Origin of the sequence: Streptomyces sp. WMMC940 (assembly GCF_027460265.1) — a bacterium.
Lineage (GTDB): Bacteria > Actinomycetota > Actinomycetes > Streptomycetales > Streptomycetaceae > Streptomyces.
This window is the reverse complement of the sequence record NZ_JAPZBC010000001.1, coordinates 5,322,957-5,341,857: the sequence shown is the minus strand read 5'-3', so window position 1 is coordinate 5,341,857 and position 18,901 is coordinate 5,322,957. Positions and strand designations below refer to the sequence as shown.

The window sequence follows — 18,901 nt, the reverse complement described above, 5'->3', positions numbered from 1 at the left end:
TCTCTCACACCTCTCAACGGCCACTGCCGGCGCCCGGAGTTCACGGGATCACCGTTCCGGCGTCGACGAGGATCGACGACCCGTTCCCGGACGGGACCGGTCCCCCGCCGTTCGGGCGAGGTACCGCCCGCCGCCCGGACGCGGCGGGTCCCGTCGTCGATCCGTCGCGCAACCGGCCGACGACGTGGTCTGCTGGGCCCATGACCGAGCCCTGGCCGGCGACCGCTCCCGGTGTCCTCCGTCTGCCCTCCGGGCGGCTCGTGCGGGGGCGCGGGCTGCGGCGTCCGCTGCCGGACGGGCCCGCACCCACGTACGCCGTGTATCTACTGGGCAAACGGCCTCCCGAGGTCCCCTGGGAGGCCGAGTGGCTGCGCTGGCCGGACTTCCGGCTGCCCGGCGACCGGGACCGTGCCCACGCCGCGCTGAGCGAGGTCTGGGTGCGAGCTGCGACGGAGCGGGTCGAGATCGCCTGCGGGGGCGGACGGGGCCGAACGGGCACGGCGCTGGCGTGCCTCGCCGTCCTCGACGGCGTACCGGCCGCCGAGGCGGTTGCCTTCGTGCGGCGGCACTACGACCGCCACGCCGTCGAAACGCCCTGGCAGCGCCGGTACGTTCGCCGCTTCCAGGCTTCCGCGCACCCTTCACGGGGTGGATGACACACCGACGGAAGAGCGGTATCCGTACCGGACTCGTGGACACCATGCGCTTCCGGCCGAGCCCTCCGCGCTCGCCGTCGCCTCGCCGACCGCCCTCACCACCGGCTGCCCTGTCGCGGTCCGGGCCGCCCGGCCCGCTCCCCCATCCGGGTGGCGGCAGCCGGTCCGCGCCCCCGACCGGACGTCGAAGCACCACGCTGGACCGGACCTGAAGGAGAGTCCGCATGGTGCCGAAACCTCCGTCGTGCCCGCAGTGCCCCTCTCGTCCGCCGCTGTGGAAGGACACCAGCCGGACCGCGCCCGGCTTCGAGGACCGGTGGCGCTGGTACTGCACGCACTGCACGCGGCGCTGGGCACCGACACCGGAGCACCGGCTCAGGTTCACGCTCTTCCCGCGCGTACCGCGACACCCGATGCGGTGAACGCCGCTGCCACGTCGGACACGGCACTCCTCCGGGGGAAACGGTTCCCGGTGGTACCGGCAGTCCCTCCCACGGAACCCGCGCACACCCGCGCCCCCTCCCAGCGGTCCCTCAGAGCAGGTCCTCGATCGTGATCGGCAGCTTGCGCACCCGGCGGCCGGTGGCGTGGTGAACGGCGTTGGCGATCGCGGCCGCCGCGCCGACCTGGCCGATCTCCCCGACTCCCTTCACGCCCAGGGGGTTGACGATGGCGTCCTCGACCTCGATGAGCTCGACGTCGACGTCCGGCGCGTCCGCGTTGACCGCTACCAGGTACTCCCCGAGGCTCGAGTTGGCCCAGCGCCCGGTGCCCGGATGCATGTAGTTGGCTTCCAGCAGCGCCTGGCCCAGGCCCCACAGCATGCCGCCCATCAGCTGACTGCGGGCGGTCTTGGCGTTGAGCACGCGGCCGGGTGCGAAGGCGCCGGTCATGCGCCTCACCCGGACCAGACCCAGCTCCGCGTCCACGGCGACCTCGGCGAACTGTGCGCCGAAGGTCATCATTCCGTAGGGGACGTCCCCCGACGGCGGACTCCACTGGCCGGAGGCCTCGGCGTCCGGCTGGAAGTTGCGCTGCAGCAGATCGGCGTAGGCGTCGGAAGCGGTACCGGCTGACATGACGCCGTCCCGGACGACCACGTCGACCGGGTCCGCCCCGTGCAGCGGTGAACGGGGGTCGCCGACGGCCCGTCTGATCAGCTGCTCGCGCAGGGCGGTGGCCGCCGCGTGCACCGCGGCGCTGATCATGCCGGCGCCCGCGGAACCGACCGCGGCGGCGATGTTGGGGAGGTCCGTGTCGCCGTTCTCGAAGCGGCAGCGGTCCACGCCCATGCCGAGGCCCTCGGCGGCGACCTGGGTCATGACCGTCGCGACTCCGGTACCGAAGTCCGGGGTGGCGGCCTGGACGACCGCGGTGCCGTCGGCGTACAGACGGGCACGGGCGCGCTGGGGGTTGGCGGGCGGGGCCACGGGATAGCAGGCCGTCGCCATGCCGGTGCCGATCAGCCAGTCGCCCTCCCGGCGGGTGCCCGGCCGGGGGGCCCGACCCGACCAGCCGAAGCGCCGGGCGCCGCGCTCGTAGCATTCCCGCAGACCACTGCTGGACCACGGGCGGCCCGACATGGCGTCCACGTCGGTGTGGTTGCGCAGCCGCAACTCGATGGGGTCCATGCCGAGTTCGTGGGCGAGTTCGTCCATCGAGCACTCGAGTGCGAACATCCCGCTCGCCTCGCCCGGTGCCCGCATGAACGTGGGGGTCATGGTGTTGGCCCGGAACAGCCGGTAGAGCCCTTCGTAGTCGGGGCACGCGTAGATCTCCGAGGAGACGCCGATCGACGGTTCGGCCCAGTCGTCGAAGTGGGAGGTCGGGGACAGCTTGTGGTGCCGGATCGCGGTCAGCCTCCCGTCGCGCTTCGCGCCCAGCGTCAGGTGCTGCTCCTGCTCCTCGCGATGCCCGACGGAGGTGAACATCTGCTCGCGGGTGAGCACGAGCTTGACCGGCCTGCCGACCTCGCGGGCGGCCATCGCCGCGAGCGCCGAATGGGCGTGGATCATCGCCTTGCAGCCGAAGCTGCCTCCGACGTAGTGGCCCATCACCCGGATCTTCGACATCGGGAGTCCGAGCAGCCGGGAGACGGTCATCTGCGTGGCGTTGACGCCCTGGGTGGTGTCGTACAGCAGCAGTTCGTCGCCCTCCCACTGGGCCGTCGTGCACGCGGGCTCGATGGGGTTGTGGTTGTTCGCCGCGTACGTGAACGTGCCCTCGACCCGTACGTCCGCCTCCACGAGCCCGGATTCGACGTCTCCGCGCTCCAGTCGGCCGGGTATCCAGCCACCGAAGATGCGCTGGGGCACGTACGTGCGGTCCCGGCCCTGGTCGAGGGTGGTGACGGGGGTGGTCTCCTCGTACGAGACGCGCACGAGGCGTGCCGCGTGCTGGGCGCGTTCCCAGGTGTCGGCGACGACGATCGCGATCTGCTGGCCCGCGTAGTGGACGGTGTCGTCCTGCATGGGGAAGAACGTCTGCCCGGGAGCCGCCGTGCCCGCCAGGGAGGGGATGAGCGGCGGCTGCTCCGCGATCCTCGGGAGGTTCCGATGGGTGAGGACCGTGAGGACGCCCTCCTCGGCCTGCGCGGCGCTCGCGTCGATGTCGGTTACCCGGCCGGCGGCGATGCGGGAACCGACGACGTACGCGTACGCCGTGTCCGGGACGGGGATCTCGGCGGAGTAGCGGGCGTGACCGGTGACCTTGGCGCGGCCGTCGACCCGGTCGAGCGGCTGTCCGATGGCGGAGGGGGTGGTCGTGGTCATGATGAGCTCCCGCTCCCCGCGCCGGTTCCGGCGTCGGTGCCGACACCGCTGCCCGTTCCGTCGCCGAGCGTTTCGAGGGCACGGACGATCGCGCGCTGCGCGAGTTCCACCTTGAAGGCGTTCATGGGAGTGGGCCGGGCGTCGGCCATCTCCACGCGGGCGGCCATGGCGAAGTTGTCCCGCACGGTGGCCGCGCCGATCAGGAAGTCCTCGGCCCGCCTGGCCCGCCAGGGCTTGGTGGCGACCCCGCCCAGGGCCATCCGCACATCCGCGATCGTCCCGTCCACCACGGAGAGCGCGGCCGCGACCGAGACGAGCGCGAACTCGTAGGACTCACGGTCCCGGACCTTCAGGTAGAGGGAGTGCCGGGCAGGAGGCGTGGCGGGGACCTCGATCCCGGTGATCAGCTCCCCGTGTTCCAGGGGGTGCTCGCGGTGCGGGGAGTCGCCGGGCAGGAGGAAGAAGTCGTCGATGGGGTAGGTCCGTTCGCCGTTCGGTCCCAGCGTGTGCACGAGCGCGTCGAGCGCCGTCAGCGCCACGGCAACGTCGGACGGGTGCGTGGCGATGCAGTGTTCGCTCGTGCCGAGCACCGCGTGGCCGCGGCTGAACCCTTCGACGGCCGAGCAGCCGGAGCCGGGCTCCCGCTTGTTGCACGCGGACTCCGCGTCGCGGAAGTACGAACAGCGCACGCGCTGCAGCAGATTGCCGCCCATCGAGGCCATGTTGCGCAGCTGCGCCGACGCGCCCAGCTCCAGGGCCCGGGCGATCATCGGGAAGCGCTCACGGACGACGGGAGCGGCGGCGACGTCGCTCATCCGGGCCAGCGCGCCGATGCGCAGACCGCCCTCCGGCGTGCTCTCCACACCGGTCAGCGGAAGGTCGTTGATGTCGACGAGCCGCCGGGGGTTGAGCACGTTCTGGCGGAGCAGATCGACCTCGGTGGTCCCGCCGGCGAGGAAGTCGCTGGTGGGGTCGGTGCTCACGGCGGCGACGGCGGTCGCCGTGTCGGTCGCGCGGAGGTAGGTGATCGGCCGCACGGCGGGGCTCCCTACGTTCGGTCGCGGACTGGGTCGGGCCCCGGACCGCGTTCGGTCGCGGACCGCGCCGTGTCCTCGGGGCCGGCGTTCGGTCGCGGACTACGTACGGTCGCGGACGGCGCGTACCGCAGCCCGGATGTTGGGGTAGGCGGCGCAGCGGCAGATGTTGCCGCTCATCCACTCCTTGATCTCGTCGTCGTCACCGGCGTGGCCCTCCTCGATCAGCGCCACGGCCGACATGATCTGCCCGGGGGTGCAGAAGCCGCACTGGAAGGCGTCCTCGGCGATGAAGGCCCGCTGCATCTCGTGCAGTTCACCCTCCTCGGCCAGGCCCTCGACGGTCGTCACCTCGCGGCCTTCGCAGGTCACCGCGAGGGTGAGACAGGCCAGCACCCTCCGCCCGTCGGCCCACACCGTGCACGCCCCGCAAGTGCCCTGGTCACATCCCTTTTTGGCACCCGTCAGATCCAGCCGTTCACGGAGTGCGTCCAGCAGGCTGACGCGGGGCTCGATGTCCAGTGTGTGCTCGGTGCCGTTGATCGACAGCCTGACCCGGACCGGACCGGGACCCCGTTCCTCGAGTGCTGCCCCTCGTTCGGTCAGGGCCGGGCCGCGTGCGGACATGGCACACCTCCAGAGAAAGCACCTCTTCATGCTCATACACCAGCAAAAGTGCCGCAACCGTGGAATTCGCGGCATGAGCCGGCAGGAGCCGGCATGAGCCAGGGGGTGGCGGAAGCGTCCTGCCGCAGGCCCCTGCCGTCGAGAACCGGCTGCCCGGCAGATCGTGGCGACGCGACCGCTCCCTCACTCGGTCAGGCGTTCACGTCACCCGGTCAAACCCTCACGTCATTTGCTCAGGCGCGCTCGTCCAGCGGCGACAAGGTCACCTCGATCTCTCCGACCGTCGCCGACCACCGCTCTCCGCGTTCCACGGCCGCACGCCCGTCGTCGAGCATGCGGGTACGCATCAGCCGTGCCGATTCGCCCAGGTCCCTGCCCTCGGGTCCGTTCAGGATGCGTTCCCGGATGCGTCGAACGGAACGGTCCAGCGCGGCCACGGCGCCCTCCACGTCGGGCACTTCCTCACCCGCCGACGCCACCGGTGACACTTGCCAGGACATGCGCAGAGGCATGGGAGAAGTCCCTTCGGGACGTGGATCAGTGCTTCAGGGCGACCTTGAACGCCACGATGAGCAGGCCGAGTACCAGGTTGACCGCTCCGGCCGCGAGCACGATGCGCCCCGAGGCTCCCGCCCGGAACGCCGCCGTGGCCGCCCAACCGACCTGGCCCGCCACCGCGACGGCGAGCGCCAGCCACACCGTCCCCTCCAGGTCGAGTCCCAGCAGAGGGCTGACGGCGACCGCGACGGCCGGCGGGACCGCCGCCTCGAGGATCGGTCGCTCGGCACGGCACACGCGCCGGATCTCGTGCCCGTTCGGCGACACGTAGGCGATGCGCTCCCCGAAGAGCCGGGCGAAGACGTGCGCGGCCCAGAAGACCACGCCCGTGCAGAGCAGAAGCAGGACGAGTTCCAGCCGTGGGAACGACCCGAGCGTCCCCGCCCCGACCACCACCGAGGCGGCGAGGAGGGACCCGTACACGGCACCGGTGTAGTCACCCCGCCGGGCGGCGGTCGGCGGCGCCGCCCGAGTGCAGTGGGCAGGGGTCTGGCCTGTCATGCCTCCAGTGTCGCGGCGCACCCGGCACCCCGCGCGCCCGGGCGCCGCAGGGCCCGCAGGCACAGGACGACCCAAGGCAGACAGACCGGGACACGGGGCGGGCGCCGAGCCGAAACGGGCCCGGGACCGGTACGGAGACCGCACTGGGACCGGGTGGGAAGCAGGGCCGGGGCGGGAACGGGGCCGGTACGGAGACCGCACTGGGACCGGGTGGGGAGCAGGGCCGGGGCGGGAACGGGACCGAGCCGCCCCCGAACCCCCGGCTGCCCCGGCCGCCGGCGGAGGTGCAGGGCGGGCAGGCGGTCCCGGCCCGGCTTGCACGGGCCGGCCGCAGCGCCGGAACAGCGCGTCGACGCCGCCGTGCCCGCGACTCTCAGACCTCGTCCTCCGCGCCGACCGCCCAGCGCGGCCGGACCGTCGACGAGGCCGTCCGATGACCGTGCGGCAGCGTCGTGCCGCCCGGGTGGGGCGAGCCGGCCAGGCGGTTATCGGCCGTACGCCGATGCCCGTGCACGTCGTGCCCCGTGTCGGCATCACCGAGGCTCCCGAGGCCGTCACCGGCACCGGAGCGCCCACCGACGCCGTCGCCGCCGCCCGCACGGCCGACACCCCCGCCGCGGATGTTCCCGAAGCCGTCACCACCACCGACGCCGTCGCCGCCGCCCGCACGGGCGGCGCCCGCGGCGCCGATGCGTCCCATGCCGCCGAAACCGCGTGGCCCCGGCTCGGGCCGCCCGTCGAGGTGCCGCGGGCGGGGGTCGGCGGAGCCGCGGGCCGGGGACAGCCGGGCCACCGTCTGGTGGGACATGCCGAGCAGCCGGCACGCGTCGCCCTGGCTCATGCGCAGGTCCTCGACCAGGGTGCGCACGGCGTCGGACAGCGCCTGGCGCTCGGCCGAATCGGCCGCCGCCCGCCGTCTCCGCGCCTCCGTCACGGTGTGCAGCAGGGGCGCGAACTCCGGAACCACCAGGTCCACGGCGACCGCGTCCGGAGGTGTCCCCACAACCCCGGCGATGGCCTCGCGGGCCATGTCCTCGGCCTCGTCGAGGGTGCGGCACTGCGTGTGGATCGCCAGTTCCGGAATGTCGACGGCCCACCAGCGGCCGATTCTGCGCAGCCGTGCTCGGTAGCCAGTGCTCATGGGGACTCGGCCTCCTTCGGTTCTCGGCTCTCGGCGACGGGCGCCGGGTGTGACGCTTCGGCTCTCGGCGGCGGGCGCCGGTGGTATCGCGAGGGCTTCCGCAGGCGCTCGACGGGCTCTCGACGGGCGCCTCCACGGGTACGGGCGAGCCCGCGTACGGCGAGCGGTGGGCCGGTGTGCGGCACTCGTTCAGCCACGCAGGGGACGGAGGTGACTCGGGCGGGGGGACGGAGGGGACGGCGACGTACCGGCGCCGCCGGAGCCAGCGCCGAGGCCGCCCGCGTTCGGGCACGACGCGGCGATCAGCCGATGCACAGCCCGACGAGGCACACCTGGACCGGCGACTCGCCCGGCGCCGTCGGCAGCAGTCCGGCGGGCGGTGCGGCCGGTCCGGGACTTGCGGCGGCGGGGGGCGGCGAAGTGGCCCCGGGGGCCGGTGTCGCCGGGGTGTCCGCGGGCGCCTGGGGCGCGGAGGGCGGGGAAGTGCGCGGGACGGTGGAGGTTCGCTGCCTGGCCGGCTCGTGCGGGGCGGCGGACTCCGGCTGCCCGGCCGCCCTCGTCGTCGCCTCCGCGTCGGCGGGGGGCGGCACGGCCCGGGCGCCGCCCTGCCGGCCGCCGCCCACCGCGGGCCGGTCGGCGCCGGGCCGGGGCTGTGCAGCGGTGTCGGGTACCTCGGCCGGCGCGCCGCCGGACGACACCGATCCGGACGGAGTGGCCGCGGACGCCGGCTCCGGCGGTGCGGATGCCTGTGCGTGACTGGCGGAGGGCTTGCCGTTGGACAGTGCGGCGAACGTCAGCCCGCCGCCGACCAGGGCGACGGCCGTCGCCGCCGCGGCCCGGCGCCGGTGCTTCCTCCAGCGCGCGAGCTGCCGCCGCCGAGCCGCACGGCCCTGCCCGGTTGCCGCCTCGCCGGAGATGCCGGCGTCGTCGCCGACCCCGCTGTCTGCGTCACCGGTGTCGAGGTACCCGTCCGGGCCGGCGCCGGCCGGCGGGACGTCGACGTACAGGGCACCGCCGGGGTGGGCCCCCCGGTCGCGGACGTCCTGCCCGTCCGTCGCGAGGCATGCGGTCACGGTCGAGGCTCCGCCGCCGTGACGTCGATGTGCGGGCGGGGCGATATCCGGAGCATAGGCACCGCACCCCGGGCACACGAGTGCCCCGTTGAGGTCTCTGCGGCACGAAGAGCAGTAGTCCATCTGCGGTCTTTCTGTGCTGACTGCGCCGCCGGGGACGCCGGCGAACTTTCACGCACGCGGGATCGAGCGGCCAGTAACGCTAACGGCCCGAGCCGAACGGAACGCGCAGCCCTTGTGATGCTGCTGCGAAGATTTCCCGACGACCGTCCCGGGTGTTCCCGGCCCGGTCACCACGAATCGGACGACGGGGACGCCGCTTTGTGAGGTCCGCGACTTTCCGCATGATTGCCGTCAGGCGAGGGGAATCGGATCACGGACCTCACCCGCGTGTGCGGCCGAGTCGATGAGGAATCCGTCAGAGCCGGCGTACCCGCGCGGCGATCCCATGCCCGACCAGCAGATAGATCACCGCCGGAAGCCCGTGGTTGAGGATGACCCGGAGACCTTCGCCGTCCATGGTGAAGACGTCCTGCGACCAGCCCGCCAGCCAGCTCGCCACATCGTGCACGAAGCCGACGAACACGTTTCCCTGGTTGGCGCCGAGCAGATGGAGCAGGATCCAGAGGATCAGAAATCCAGCGGCTATGTCCGCCATCGTGTGGATGATCAGGGCCGCCCGGTTTGCTCCGGCGCCGTCCCGGTTGGGATGATAACCCTCTCGCTGCGGGGGACAGGGGTCGTAGGGTTCATTTACCGGCATGGGTTCATGGGAATTGCTCATGCCCTGCCTGCTTGCCGTACGTGAATCCGCGAAAGCCTTTCTCAAACCTGCGATTGCATATCGATCCACGGGTGGAATGAGTCCTGCCGTCATACGGACGCCCCATGCCGGAAGACGTCCGCGTCGCCGGGCCCGCACTCCGGCGCGCCGGGTCGAGGACCAGCCTGCCGAGGAAGAACGACCCCCGACGGCGAGCGCGCCGACCACGACCGGAGCGGGAGCCGGCACCTCCCCCGGTACCGCCGGCACGATCAGCGCGATCGCCGTCCGCACCAGCGCGCAGATCGCGGCGGGCAGTTCGAAGCGCCCGAGGTCGAACGCGCCCTTCCCGCGGTCCGGTCCGCCGCGCACCGCCGCGGGTACGCGCTCCGGGCCGCCGCCCCGGCAGGGTGCCACCCCGGGCCCGGGTCTCGGCGCGCCGACCCCGCCGGGTGACCCTGTGGGCAGATGTGCGGCACGGCTTCCTGCGCGCAACCCGGTAAGTCCGGCGTAGCGTCGGCACGGCAAGAGGCGGGGCCGACATCCGGCCGCCCGGCCGCGCGCGCGGCGACCGTGCTGTGGAATGAGGCGAGAAGCCGTGGTTGGGAGCCGCCGCTGCGACGTGGTCCGCAGCACCTTCTCGACACCGGACGTGGAGCGGGCCCTGGCGTCCCTGGCCTCCGCGTACGGCACGCGGATCCAGGTGACGCGGCCGGCCGTCGGCGGCGGGCACTACCGCTACGAGAGGCGCGCGGTGGGCCCCCTCGCCCTGGACTCGATCACGTTCCCCGTGGACGCGTCCTACGACGTGGAACCGGTGGGCCCGCTCATGGTGCTGGAGGTCGTGTCGGGAGCCATGAGGGTCGAATGCGACAGCGTCAGCAGCAGTTCGGCCGTCGGGGCCGTGATGGCACCCGCCCAGCCGGACGTCCCGTTCCACTCGCATCTGGACCGACTCCGCACCCGGGTCGCGGTCATCGAACCGGCGCTGCTCCGCGAGGTCGCGGGTCTGGACCGGGAGGAGTCGCGCACACCCCTGCGTCTGCTGCGGCTCCACGCGTCCGCCGAGCCGACGCACGCGGCCGTGTGGCGGTCGGCGACGCGCTACGTCTGGGACCTCTTCGGCGCGGAGGGGGCGGCGGGCACTCCACTGGTCCTGGACGCGGCCGCCCGCATGCTGGCCGGGGCGGCACTCACCGTCTTCCCCAACACCTTCACGGCGCACGACCCGTTGTCGCGCGGCCCCGGCCACGTCGGCGCGGCCACCATCCGCCGGGCCGTCGCGTACATCGACGCCCACGCCCACGGGCCGGTCTCGCTGTCCGACATCGCCTCCGCGGCGGGCGTGTCCGCCAGGGCGCTCCAGTACGGTTTCCGCCGCCGCCACGGCACCTCCCCCATGGGCTATCTGCGCCGGGTACGCCTCGAACGCGCACACCGCGAGCTGCAGGAGGCCGACCCGGCGGGCGGTGAGACGGTCGCGATGATCGCCGCACGTTGGGGATGGGGCAAACCGGGGAACTTCTCGGTCGTCTACCGCCGGACGTACGGCGTCTCCCCCTCGACGACCCTGCGGGACGACGGCGGCGCGACGACAGCCCCGTCATGACGGGCGCCGGCCCCGTGGCGCCCACGGAAGTCCCCGGTCCGGCCGTCACGTACGCGGAGTCCCCCGGTCCGGCCACCACCATCCACGAGCCCGAGGCGTACGTCCGGTCCCCCGGTCCGGCCGCCGACCGCACCGACGGTGTCGCTCGCGCGGAGCTCCCCGGTCCGGCCGCGGCGCGAACCGGTGGCGTGGTGCGCACGGAGTTCCGTACCCGCCGAGCCGAGGAGGCCGGGCGGATCCTGGGCGCCGCCTACGGACTGGACCTGCGGCTGGGCGCCGCGGCGGACGGGCCCGAGTACGGGATGGTCCGCACGGATGCCGGGGCCTTCGCCGACGGCACGGTGTCCCTGCCCGCCCGGATCGAGTTCACCACGGACGAGGTCACCGCCCTGACCGTCGTCGCGATGTCCGCCGGTCTCTTCGAGCGCACCGCGGCCGGAGTGGACGAGAGGTTCGCGGCCGGGGACGTCCTCCTCGTACGTCCCGGCGGACGGTCCTGCTTCGCCCGCCACACCGACACCCGCTGCACGACGGTGAACCTGTCGGCCGCGTTGCTCACCGAGGCGGCCGCCGTCGCGAACCCCCGGCGTCCGGGCCTCCCCCGCTTCACCGGCTCCACCCCCTTGGACCCCTCGCTCACCGCCCTGTGGACGCGCACCCAGTCCTTCGTCGCCGAAACGCTCGCCTCCGGGGTCAGCTCGCCCCTGGTACTCGGGCAGGCGGGCCGACTGCTGGCGGCCACGGCACTCACCGTCTTCCCCAACACCGCCACCACCACCGACGGCTCGTCGCCGGCCGACACCCGCGACGCCACCCCCGACACCCTGCGCCGGGCGATCGCCTTCATCGACGCCCACGCCCACACCGACGTCTCCCTGGCCGACATCGCCGCCGCCGTGTACGTCACACCCCGCGCGCTGCAGTACGCATTCCGCGGTCACGCCGACACCACGCCGCTCACCTATCTGCGTCGCGTACGGCTCGCCCGCGCCCATGCCGACCTCGAGGCCGCGGACCCCCGGGCCGGCGTCACCGTCGCCGGCATCGCGACCCGCTGGGGCTTCGCCCACCAGGGCCGGTTCGCCGCGGCCTACCGCCGTGTGTACGGAACGAGCCCGGGCGCCACCCTCCGCAGCTGACCGTGTCGAGCAGCCTCGCCGTCCACGACCCCGCCCCGAGCCGTCCACGTCCCCGCCCCGACCGGGCCCGAAGAGGGCGGCGCCGGACGAGAGTTCACCCGCTGCTCGTGAGCCAAGGGCTCAGCGGGACGCGCGTGACACCGGCGCTCCGGGCCCGCCCCGTGGACAGACCCGTGGCGCGCGCCGACCCCGGAACGTCCAGCGCGGACAAGGCCGGAACCGCCTCGGTGTCTCCACGAGGACCCGAGGCGCGTCCATGCCCGCCGCCCCGGGCGCCACCGGTACCTCGTGCAACGGCACGGATCTGCCACCGGGCCCTGTCTGTCGATCTCCGGGTGCACAGCGGCGGAGAAGACCCCGGTGAGGCCGGTCCAGCCGCAGGGCCTCTCGCCCCGGGGAGGGGCGCCCGGGATCCGGTCGCCGACGCGGAGCCGGGACGCGTGGCCCGTCGCCCCGGCGAGGGGCCACGGGAGTTCAGGCGTCCGCGCCGCCGCCGCCCCGCCTCTACGGCACCCCCGCGGTCCCGCCTTTCCCGCGTGCCCTCCCACGCCAGACCACCCAGACGCTGACCAGGACCAGCAGCACTCCGCCCGCCGGCCACAGCACGGACCCGTTCTCCTGGTACTCCCCGATGCCGGCGGTGAGCAGCAGGCCCGACGGTACGAGCCCCGCCCAGTCGAGAGCCCTGCTCAGTCTCGCGGACGTCGAAACCCGGTTCACGCGCCTGATTCTGGCAGAGGCTCGCCCCGTCCAACAGACACGAGCCCACCCCCCGGTGTGCGGGCCACGTGCGCAGGGCGGTCCCGGAAACGCCGCCACAGAGTGACCACCCACCTGCGAGTCCGCGCCCCACGCACCGAACCGGCACGCGCACGGCGCGAAACCGGAGGGGTCACGGCCCGGCACCGGAGGGGTACGGAGCCGCCCTCCGGTGTCGAACCGCGCGGCCGAGCGGCGCGCTTCGGCCCACCGCGCCATAGTGGACGAGGGGCGCGGAACGTCTGCCGTGAGCCGTCATCTCAAGGAGCCGACCATGTCGTACCCCGAGTATCCGGAACCGCGGTACCTCGGGGAAGGAGGTGAGGTCAACGCCGTCTTCAGATCGGCGGACACCCCTGCCGACACAGCCTCGGAATCGGGCAACAGAACGAGCTATCTCGCGACGCACACCACGACGGGCGGGGAATTCGGGCTGTACCGGGTCGACTTGGCCCCGCACTCACCAGGGCCGAGCACGCATTTCCACCGGGCCATCTCGGAGTCGTTCTTCGTCCTGGACGGAGAACTGAGCCTGTTCGACGGCGAGCGCTGGACGTCCGGGCACCCGGGCGACTTCCTCTACGTCCCGGTCGGCGGACTCCACGCTTTCCGGAACGACGCGGACGCACCCGTGTCCATGCTGCTGCTGTTCGTGCCGGGTGCGCCGCGCGAGGAGTACTTCGAGCGGGTCGGCGAGATGGCGCGCAAGGGCGGCAAGGAGTTCGCCGACTTCCTCGTCCGGCACGACTCCTTCTTCGTGGACAAGGAGGGTGGGCCGGACAGGGCCTGAAGGATGCTCCGACACGGCCCGTCCGGGCACGGCACACCGGTTCACCACGGGGTGCCTGCCCTTGCCCGGGCGGAGAACACCCCGCGGGCAGCGGAGACCGGTGATCGGCTGGGACGCCGTCCGGGCTCGCGCCCGTGCATCAGAGGGGCGGCGCCCTCACCCCGCGTCGCGTCGTTCCAGGTCGGGACCGGCCGGTCGTGGGGCCCGTCCGCTCCACGACCGGCCCGATGACAAGGTCGTCATGCCGTCAGCCGCGAGCTCGCCGAGGTTTTCTCCACGATCATTCGCCGGGTCCGCGACAAGAACGGCCGAGTCCCCCTGGTCCCCGCCTGACACTACGAGCGCACTGCTTCGCACCTTCGTTTGGCTGCTCGGAGTCGATGCGCGCGACGACGCTGCGGAAACCGGGCATACCGAGAGGGACGGTGCTGTGTCGGGCCGCGAAGTCGCGCATGGCGGCGAGCTCCTGTTCGGCGGCAAGGCTGGCCTCGATCGCGGCGACTTCGCCCAGCCAACCCTGTTCCTGGGCCTCACGGAGCCGATCGTGTGGCACAGCCACGGCCATCGAGGTCGCCCCACCTCGCACCTGAGCCCACTCCACGGGTATCCAGGTGCGAGCGCACCGAGCACCCCATAGCCGTCATCGCTTATCGGAGCTCAGGCAGTGGTCCGGAGTTCTTTGGGTAGCAGCCCTCTTCAAGCCGGAAGAGGTACTTCCGGAGGTCCGCGCCGAGCCCTCCAGTGATGTAGGCGGCAAAGTCCCTCAGCCCCTCCGCGGCTTCCCGCTCGTCAGACCTGTCGCTGGACGACCATGCGGGCAGGAGGGACTCCAGGTACTCGGTAACCCGCCCACGGTCGCGCCACCAGTCCCGAACAGCCTCGGGTGTCCATCGGCTGTCGCCGTCGCAGGCATAGCCGCGGTACGGATCTTCCTGGGCCGCTGTCACCAGGTTCAGGACCTCGGCCGTGGTCGCCGGCTGGCGATACACGTATTCACCGAAGTACTCGCCGCCGTAGAGCACATGACGCGGTGCGTGCAGCCGGCGATGGCGTCCCTTGACGTGGTGTAGCCGATCACGGTTAGGGAGTGCGCCGGGGGCGTGCGCTGACAGCGATTCCGCTCCCTGCCCAGCAGGCGGGCCACCTGCAACTCTCCTTGGTGAACGGCCAGTTCAACCCGGGAGGTGCACGGTGGCCCTGTCCCAGTCTGACCTACTACGCCTGCTGGAGTCACTACGTTCGGCGGACGGGCTTGAACTCGTCCGCGGCGTGGCCGAGCGGATGCTCCAGGAGCTGATCGAGGCCGAGGCCACGGCCCGGATCGGCGCGGAGTGGAATGAGCGCACGGAGACGCGCACCGCGCTTCGCAACGGCCACCGCGACAAGACGGTCAGCACGCAGGCCGGCGACCTGGACCTTGCGATCCCCAAGCTCCGGTCGGGGAGCTTCTTCCCCGCGCTGCTGGAGCGACGCCGCCGCATCGACCAGGCCCTCTACGCGGTCATCATGGAGGCATACGTCCACGGCGTCTCCACGCGGTCGGTCGACGACCTGGTCAAGGCCCTCGGCGCGGACACCGGGATATCCAAGAGCGAGGTCTCACGGATCTGCCAGGACCTGGACGGCCAGCTGACCGCGTTCCGTGCCCGGACCCTGGACCACGTCCGCTTCCCGTACATCTACCTGGACGCCACCTACTGCAAGGCGAGGGTCGATCACCAGATCGTGTCGAGGGCAGTGGTGATCGCCACCGGGATCACCGAGGACGGCGGCCGCGAGGTGCTGGGCGTGATGGTAGGCGACAGCGAGACCGAGATGTTCTGGACCGAGTTCCTGCGTCACCTGCGCGAACGCGGTCTGACCGGGGTCCGGCTCGTGATCGGCGACCACCACTTGGGGCTGGTCAAGGCCATCCGCAAGGTCATGCTCGGAGCCGCCTACCAGCGGTGTCGCGTTCACTTCCTGCGCAACGTGTTCAGCGTGATCAAGAAGGAAGCGGCGGAGATGGTCGCCGCGACGATCCGCACGATCTTCGCCCAGCCCACAGCCGACGCGGTCCGCACCCAGCTCGACACCGTCGCCGACATGCTCGGCAAGCAGTTCCCGAAGGTCAGGGAGATGCTGCTGGACGCGAAGGACGATCTGACCGCCTTCGCCGCCTTCCCGGAGCGACATTGGAAGAAGATCCAGTCCACCAATCCACTGGAGCGGATCAACCGCGAGGTCAAGCGCCGCACCGACGTCGTCCAGGTCTTCCCCAACGATGACGCGCTCCTACGGCTGGTCACCGCCGTGCTCTTCGAACTGCACGACGAATGGATCGCCTTCCCCCGCCGCTACCTGCCCGAAGGAAGCATGGACCAGCTCTACCCCGCCGAGCGCTCCGAAAGCGCCCCCGCGCTACCCGACACCACCAACACGACCGCCGGATGATCGGCTACACCACGAGAAGGGACACGACCCAGCCGGCCCGTCCAACAGTTGTCGGCGATGCCGGTGTAGAAGGGGCCAGGAACGTTCAACCAGAGCCGGTCCTCCCAACGCCCACCGAAGGACGTCTCGGGCTCGCCTTCTGGAAGCACCGCTATCGGTTCCCAGCACAACTCCTCATAGCTCATCCGCGAAGCTTAGGATCCGAGGGGAAGGACGCCGCCTCCTCCTCGTGGATCAGGTCCCGCCGCCTGCCGGCGGCCACCTCGGTGACGTGGACGCGGCGGGCCAGCCCGGACCCGCAGCGCTCGAACTCCTCCCCGGCAACGAGGAACCGTCCACCGGCTGGTGTCGCGCGGGCCGCGGTGATGCGATCCTCGGCGTCCTTGCGCTGCCGCTCGACGGCGCGAAGCAGGGCGGGCAGTAGCGGCAGCTGGGTCCGGGTCCGCTGGTCCATCCGGGACTTCACCCCGGACCTGGACTTCTTCGTCGCGCACTCGCTCACCTTGATCGGACACGGTGCCACGCAGGGCGCCCACCGCACTGGATCGTCAGCCGGCGATGTCCTGGTAGAACACCTGGACGAACACCAGCTCGCTGCGGAAGTTCACCCGCTCCCGCACCGGCTGGCCCGGGCGTCACGGATGAAGGCCAGTCGTTCCTTCCACGCCTTCGCGACCTCGGGCATCAGTCGCAGCGAGTCGATGCCCGGATGGTGGACCTCCAGGTCGCGCCAGAACAACCGGCACAGGTTTCGGGCATGGACCGCAGCGAGACGTGGTCGAGCTCGGGAGCCCGCTCAGTGAAGTACTCGACCAGCAGGCCACCGGGCCGGCACTCGATGCCGTACGCGTCGACGATCTGCTCGACGCTGCGGCGACCCTCGATGCGATGCGCCCGCAGCCGCAGCGGTGCGCTGGCCGGGAGCACCCCGGTCTCCTTGAGCAGGGCGTGGAACAGCGGCCGGACGGCGCTGCCGCGGAAGTGGTGTTCCTCCAGTGCGGCGGTCAGCTCGATGCAGTCGCCGACGCTGATGTCGCTGACCAGCCCGCCCTTGCGGATCACGATCCAGGTGAGCTTGTTCAGGGCGTCGGACCTGAGGCCCAGTCCGGCATCGACAAACTCGCCGTCCGCGTGGACGGGCGCCGCCGGGTCGTGGACGGCATCAAGGTCACCGTCGGTGAACTCGCCGCCGTTGAGCGGCGCTGGAGGCGGTGGCCGCACCCGGCGGCGTCTCCTGTCAGTCCCGGACGAGACAGAACGGGTGCCCTGCCGGATCCGCGAAGATGCGCCAACTCCGCTTTCTGTCCCCCTCATCGAGCAGTGAGGCGCCCAGATCGAGGACGTCTTCCTGAGCTTGGTCCAGGTCCTTGACACCCAGGTCGAGGTGGAACTGCTGGGGCCGAGCGGGGTCCGACCACCGTGGTGGCTGATGGTCTTCCACCCGCTGGAAAGCCAGCACGAGCCCGTCGGTGTGGAGCGTCGCCCAGCCGTCGCCGAGCGACCACCGCGGATCCGGCTGGTTCACAACGCCGCCGAGAACCGACTGGTAGAACCGGGACAACTCAACGACATCGGCGCAGTCCAGCACCACACACTGCAGCTTGGCAATCATGAAGGGCAGCGTCTCACGACGCCGATCACGGTCTACAGCTGGCGTATTGGGTCGGTGTAGTGGCTTTGGGCGGGGGTCTCGATGACGAGGGCAAGCCGCTTGCGTGACCGGTGGGGCGGCGGTGAAGGCCCGGTCCGTCACACAGCAGCGCCCACAACACGCTCGCCCGTCGACGGGCCAGAGCGATGACGGCCTGGACGTGCCTGTAGCCCTCGCCGCGCTTCTTGAGGCAGAAGTCCCGGTTCGGTCCTTCGCGGATGATGCTGGTCCGAGCGGACAAACAGAAGACGCGGCGGAGGCGTCGGCGGTAGCGCTTGGGGCGGTGCAGGTTGCCGGTGCGGCGGCCGGAATCGCGCGGGACCGGCACCAGCCCTGCCGCCGAAGCCAGGTGACCGGCGTCGGCGTAGGCCGACAGGTCGCCTGCCACGACGAAGAACTCGGCCCCGAGTATCGGGCCCGTGCCGGGCAGGGACTCGACGATCTCCGCCAGCATGGCCAGCAGCAGCGCGGACGACGTCCCGGAGATGTCCACCGCCCAGTAGACCTCGTCCGCCCGGTCCAGGATCTCGACGAGCGCGGCCAGAATTGCCGACTCGTCGCTGTCGATCTTCTTTGACCACAGCGTGGCACCGGCCTCGTCGACTACCGCAGCCCAGTGGTGGCCCTTGCCTGCGTCGATCCCGCCCCCGCGAGCCAGGGCGCTGGAGCGGCCAAGACAGCGGAGCGACCGTTCCTCGACGTCTCCCGGTTCATCCAGCTCGCCGACGCGCTTCCGGGTGCTCATCCTCCTGGCGGCGTTCACCGGCACGCGATTGGGGAGCTGGCAGGACCCCAGCGTCATGACATCGACCTCGACCGGCGAACCCTGGCCGTACGGCGTGCTGGCAGAGACGCGGACGGACGGCATCGTGGTCAAGACGCCCAAGAGCGCGCCCGGTGTGCGCACCGTGGCCTTCCTGCCTCGTTGACGGCGGAGCTGGCCGCTCACCTCGCCGCGTACGCCGAGCTCGGCCGTACTGGGCTGGTGTTCACCGGGGAGCGGGGCGGCCAGCTCTGCCGGAACAACTTCCGCCGCGTGTGGCTGCGAGCCCTGAAGACGACCGGGCTGAGGGATGTGCACTTCCACGATCTGCGCCACACCGGGAACACTCTCGCCGCGACCGGTGGTGCCACGACGCGTGAGCTGATGCAGCGGATGGGGCACTCCTCGGTGCGTGCCGCGCTGATCTATCAGCACCTGGTGAACGGCCGCGACCACGCCATCGTCGCGCACGTCATCGTCGCGCACGTCGACGAGCAGATCAGGAAGGCGCGGCCGGCGGAGCCCGACGAGCCATCTGGCACGTAACTGGCACGACGCCCCCTGTGCCGTCGCCACGGCTGGGGAACGAACAAGGCCCAGGCTTCCGGAAACCGCCGGATGACCTGGGCCTTT

20 protein-coding genes and 2 pseudogenes are annotated in these 18,901 nt (G+C 71.9%); 7 read left to right on the top strand and 15 right to left on the bottom strand.

What is annotated here, in order from left to right:
* Nucleotides 1-200: 200 nt before the first annotated feature.
* Nucleotides 201-656 carry a protein-tyrosine phosphatase family protein gene (locus O7595_RS23500; RefSeq protein ID WP_269730592.1) on the top strand — a complete coding sequence of 152 codons (456 nt, stop codon included), beginning with the start codon at nt 201-203 and terminating at the stop codon, nt 654-656.
* Nucleotides 657-880: 224 nt separating this feature from the next.
* Nucleotides 881-1,078 (top strand): hypothetical protein, encoded by a 198-nt coding sequence (locus tag O7595_RS23495; protein ID WP_269730590.1) that lies wholly within the window; start codon nt 881-883, stop codon nt 1,076-1,078.
* 111 nt (nt 1,079-1,189) lie between these two features.
* Here the strand turns inward: O7595_RS23495 and O7595_RS23490 are convergent, their stop codons facing one another.
* The 8 genes from O7595_RS23490 to O7595_RS23455 all read right to left on the bottom strand — a co-directional run bounded on the left by O7595_RS23490 (nt 1,190) and on the right by O7595_RS23455 (nt 9,124).
* A complete protein-coding gene (locus O7595_RS23490; protein WP_269730589.1) occupies nt 1,190-3,427 on the bottom strand; it encodes a xanthine dehydrogenase family protein molybdopterin-binding subunit in 2,238 nt (745 codons plus the stop codon).
* Entirely contained in the window at nt 3,424-4,464 is a 1,041-nt protein-coding gene (locus O7595_RS23485) for an FAD binding domain-containing protein (RefSeq protein ID WP_269730588.1), read from the bottom strand. The genes O7595_RS23490 and O7595_RS23485 overlap by 4 nt, the downstream gene beginning before the upstream one ends.
* A 99-nt stretch (nt 4,465-4,563) precedes the next feature.
* On the bottom strand, nt 4,564-5,088 hold the full coding sequence (locus O7595_RS23480; RefSeq protein ID WP_269730587.1) for a (2Fe-2S)-binding protein: 525 nt from the start codon (nt 5,086-5,088) through the stop codon (nt 4,564-4,566).
* 233 nt (nt 5,089-5,321) lie between these two features.
* Nucleotides 5,322-5,588 carry a hypothetical protein gene (locus O7595_RS23475; protein WP_269730586.1) on the bottom strand — a complete coding sequence of 89 codons (267 nt, stop codon included), beginning with the start codon at nt 5,586-5,588 and terminating at the stop codon, nt 5,322-5,324.
* Nucleotides 5,589-5,625: 37 nt separating this feature from the next.
* Entirely contained in the window at nt 5,626-6,147 is a 522-nt protein-coding gene (locus O7595_RS23470) for a hypothetical protein (RefSeq protein WP_269730585.1), read from the bottom strand.
* A gap of 373 nt (nt 6,148-6,520) precedes the next feature.
* Complete coding sequence (locus tag O7595_RS23465) at nt 6,521-7,288, bottom strand: type II toxin-antitoxin system HicB family antitoxin (protein ID WP_269730584.1); 768 nt, start codon at nt 7,286-7,288, stop codon at nt 6,521-6,523.
* A 302-nt stretch (nt 7,289-7,590) separates the two neighbouring features.
* The gene (locus tag O7595_RS23460) at nt 7,591-8,484 is read right to left on the bottom strand and encodes an SCO2400 family protein (RefSeq protein WP_443071708.1); all 894 of its coding nucleotides are present in this window, start codon (nt 8,482-8,484) and stop codon (nt 7,591-7,593) included.
* A 295-nt stretch (nt 8,485-8,779) separates the two neighbouring features.
* Entirely contained in the window at nt 8,780-9,124 is a 345-nt protein-coding gene (locus O7595_RS23455) for a hypothetical protein (RefSeq protein WP_269732600.1), read from the bottom strand.
* Between the two features lie 598 nt (nt 9,125-9,722).
* On the opposite strand from O7595_RS23455, the gene O7595_RS23450 reads away from it, so the two are divergent.
* Together O7595_RS23450 and O7595_RS23445 are read left to right on the top strand one after the other, a co-directional pair.
* Nucleotides 9,723-10,733, top strand: a complete 1,011-nt coding sequence (locus O7595_RS23450; RefSeq protein ID WP_269730582.1) for a helix-turn-helix transcriptional regulator — start codon at nt 9,723-9,725, stop codon at nt 10,731-10,733.
* Nucleotides 10,730-11,872, top strand: coding sequence for a helix-turn-helix domain-containing protein (locus O7595_RS23445; protein ID WP_269730581.1), 1,143 nt, complete (start codon nt 10,730-10,732; stop codon nt 11,870-11,872). Before O7595_RS23450 ends, O7595_RS23445 begins: the two co-directional genes overlap by 4 nt.
* Before the next feature lie 504 nt (nt 11,873-12,376).
* Here O7595_RS23445 and O7595_RS23440 read toward each other — a convergent pair.
* On the bottom strand, nt 12,377-12,592 hold the full coding sequence (locus O7595_RS23440) for a hypothetical protein (protein WP_269730580.1): 216 nt from the start codon (nt 12,590-12,592) through the stop codon (nt 12,377-12,379).
* A gap of 313 nt (nt 12,593-12,905) precedes the next feature.
* Between O7595_RS23440 and O7595_RS23435 the strand changes: the two genes are divergently transcribed.
* A complete protein-coding gene (locus tag O7595_RS23435) occupies nt 12,906-13,421 on the top strand; it encodes a cupin domain-containing protein (RefSeq protein ID WP_269730579.1) in 516 nt (171 codons plus the stop codon).
* 647 nt (nt 13,422-14,068) lie between these two features.
* Here O7595_RS23435 and O7595_RS23430 read toward each other — a convergent pair.
* The gene (locus O7595_RS23430) at nt 14,069-14,443 is read right to left on the bottom strand and encodes a hypothetical protein (protein WP_269730578.1); all 375 of its coding nucleotides are present in this window, start codon (nt 14,441-14,443) and stop codon (nt 14,069-14,071) included.
* A 169-nt stretch (nt 14,444-14,612) separates the two neighbouring features.
* On the opposite strand from O7595_RS23430, the gene O7595_RS23425 reads away from it, so the two are divergent.
* Nucleotides 14,613-15,854: an IS256 family transposase gene (locus tag O7595_RS23425; protein ID WP_269729179.1), complete on the top strand. Its 1,242-nt coding sequence runs from the start codon at nt 14,613-14,615 to the stop codon at nt 15,852-15,854.
* A gap of 181 nt (nt 15,855-16,035) precedes the next feature.
* On the opposite strand, the gene O7595_RS23420 is transcribed toward O7595_RS23425, so the two are convergent.
* From O7595_RS23420 to O7595_RS23400, 5 genes and pseudogenes are all read right to left on the bottom strand, one after another.
* Entirely contained in the window at nt 16,036-16,377 is a 342-nt protein-coding gene (locus tag O7595_RS23420; protein WP_269730577.1) for a hypothetical protein, read from the bottom strand.
* 161 nt (nt 16,378-16,538) lie between these two features.
* Entirely contained in the window at nt 16,539-17,075 is a 537-nt protein-coding gene (locus tag O7595_RS23415; protein WP_269730576.1) for a hypothetical protein, read from the bottom strand.
* A 16-nt stretch (nt 17,076-17,091) separates the two neighbouring features.
* Nucleotides 17,092-17,466 carry a VOC family protein gene (locus tag O7595_RS23410; protein ID WP_269730575.1) on the bottom strand — a complete coding sequence of 125 codons (375 nt, stop codon included), beginning with the start codon at nt 17,464-17,466 and terminating at the stop codon, nt 17,092-17,094.
* A 136-nt stretch (nt 17,467-17,602) separates the two neighbouring features.
* Nucleotides 17,603-17,953, bottom strand: a pseudogene (locus tag O7595_RS23405) (transposase); the annotation flags it as partial.
* A gap of 54 nt (nt 17,954-18,007) precedes the next feature.
* Nucleotides 18,008-18,250: pseudogene (locus tag O7595_RS23400) on the bottom strand (IS110 family transposase); the annotation flags it as partial.
* On the opposite strand from O7595_RS23400, the gene O7595_RS23395 reads away from it, so the two are divergent.
* Nucleotides 18,218-18,814 (top strand): tyrosine-type recombinase/integrase, encoded by a 597-nt coding sequence (locus O7595_RS23395; RefSeq protein WP_269732599.1) that lies wholly within the window; start codon nt 18,218-18,220, stop codon nt 18,812-18,814. The pseudogene O7595_RS23400 and the gene O7595_RS23395 overlap by 33 nt on opposite strands.
* The last annotated feature ends 87 nt before the right edge of the window (nt 18,815-18,901 follow it).

Coding starts and splice junctions, on each gene's coding strand:
- O7595_RS23490 (WP_269730589.1), bottom strand. CDS start 3,427: ATGACCACGACCACCCCCTCCGCCATCGGACAGCCGCTCGACCGGGTC.
- O7595_RS23445 (WP_269730581.1), top strand. CDS start 10,730: ATGACGGGCGCCGGCCCCGTGGCGCCCACGGAAGTCCCCGGTCCGGCC.
- O7595_RS23480 (WP_269730587.1), bottom strand. CDS start 5,088: ATGTCCGCACGCGGCCCGGCCCTGACCGAACGAGGGGCAGCACTCGAG.
- O7595_RS23435 (WP_269730579.1), top strand. CDS start 12,906: ATGTCGTACCCCGAGTATCCGGAACCGCGGTACCTCGGGGAAGGAGGT.
- O7595_RS23500 (WP_269730592.1), top strand. CDS start 201: ATGACCGAGCCCTGGCCGGCGACCGCTCCCGGTGTCCTCCGTCTGCCC.
- O7595_RS23465 (WP_269730584.1), bottom strand. CDS start 7,288: ATGAGCACTGGCTACCGAGCACGGCTGCGCAGAATCGGCCGCTGGTGG.
- O7595_RS23460 (WP_443071708.1), bottom strand. CDS start 8,484: ATGGACTACTGCTCTTCGTGCCGCAGAGACCTCAACGGGGCACTCGTG.
- O7595_RS23495 (WP_269730590.1), top strand. CDS start 881: ATGGTGCCGAAACCTCCGTCGTGCCCGCAGTGCCCCTCTCGTCCGCCG.
- O7595_RS23475 (WP_269730586.1), bottom strand. CDS start 5,588: ATGTCCTGGCAAGTGTCACCGGTGGCGTCGGCGGGTGAGGAAGTGCCC.
- O7595_RS23470 (WP_269730585.1), bottom strand. CDS start 6,147: ATGACAGGCCAGACCCCTGCCCACTGCACTCGGGCGGCGCCGCCGACC.
- O7595_RS23455 (WP_269732600.1), bottom strand. CDS start 9,124: ATGCCGGTAAATGAACCCTACGACCCCTGTCCCCCGCAGCGAGAGGGT.
- O7595_RS23410 (WP_269730575.1), bottom strand. CDS start 17,466: ATGATTGCCAAGCTGCAGTGTGTGGTGCTGGACTGCGCCGATGTCGTT.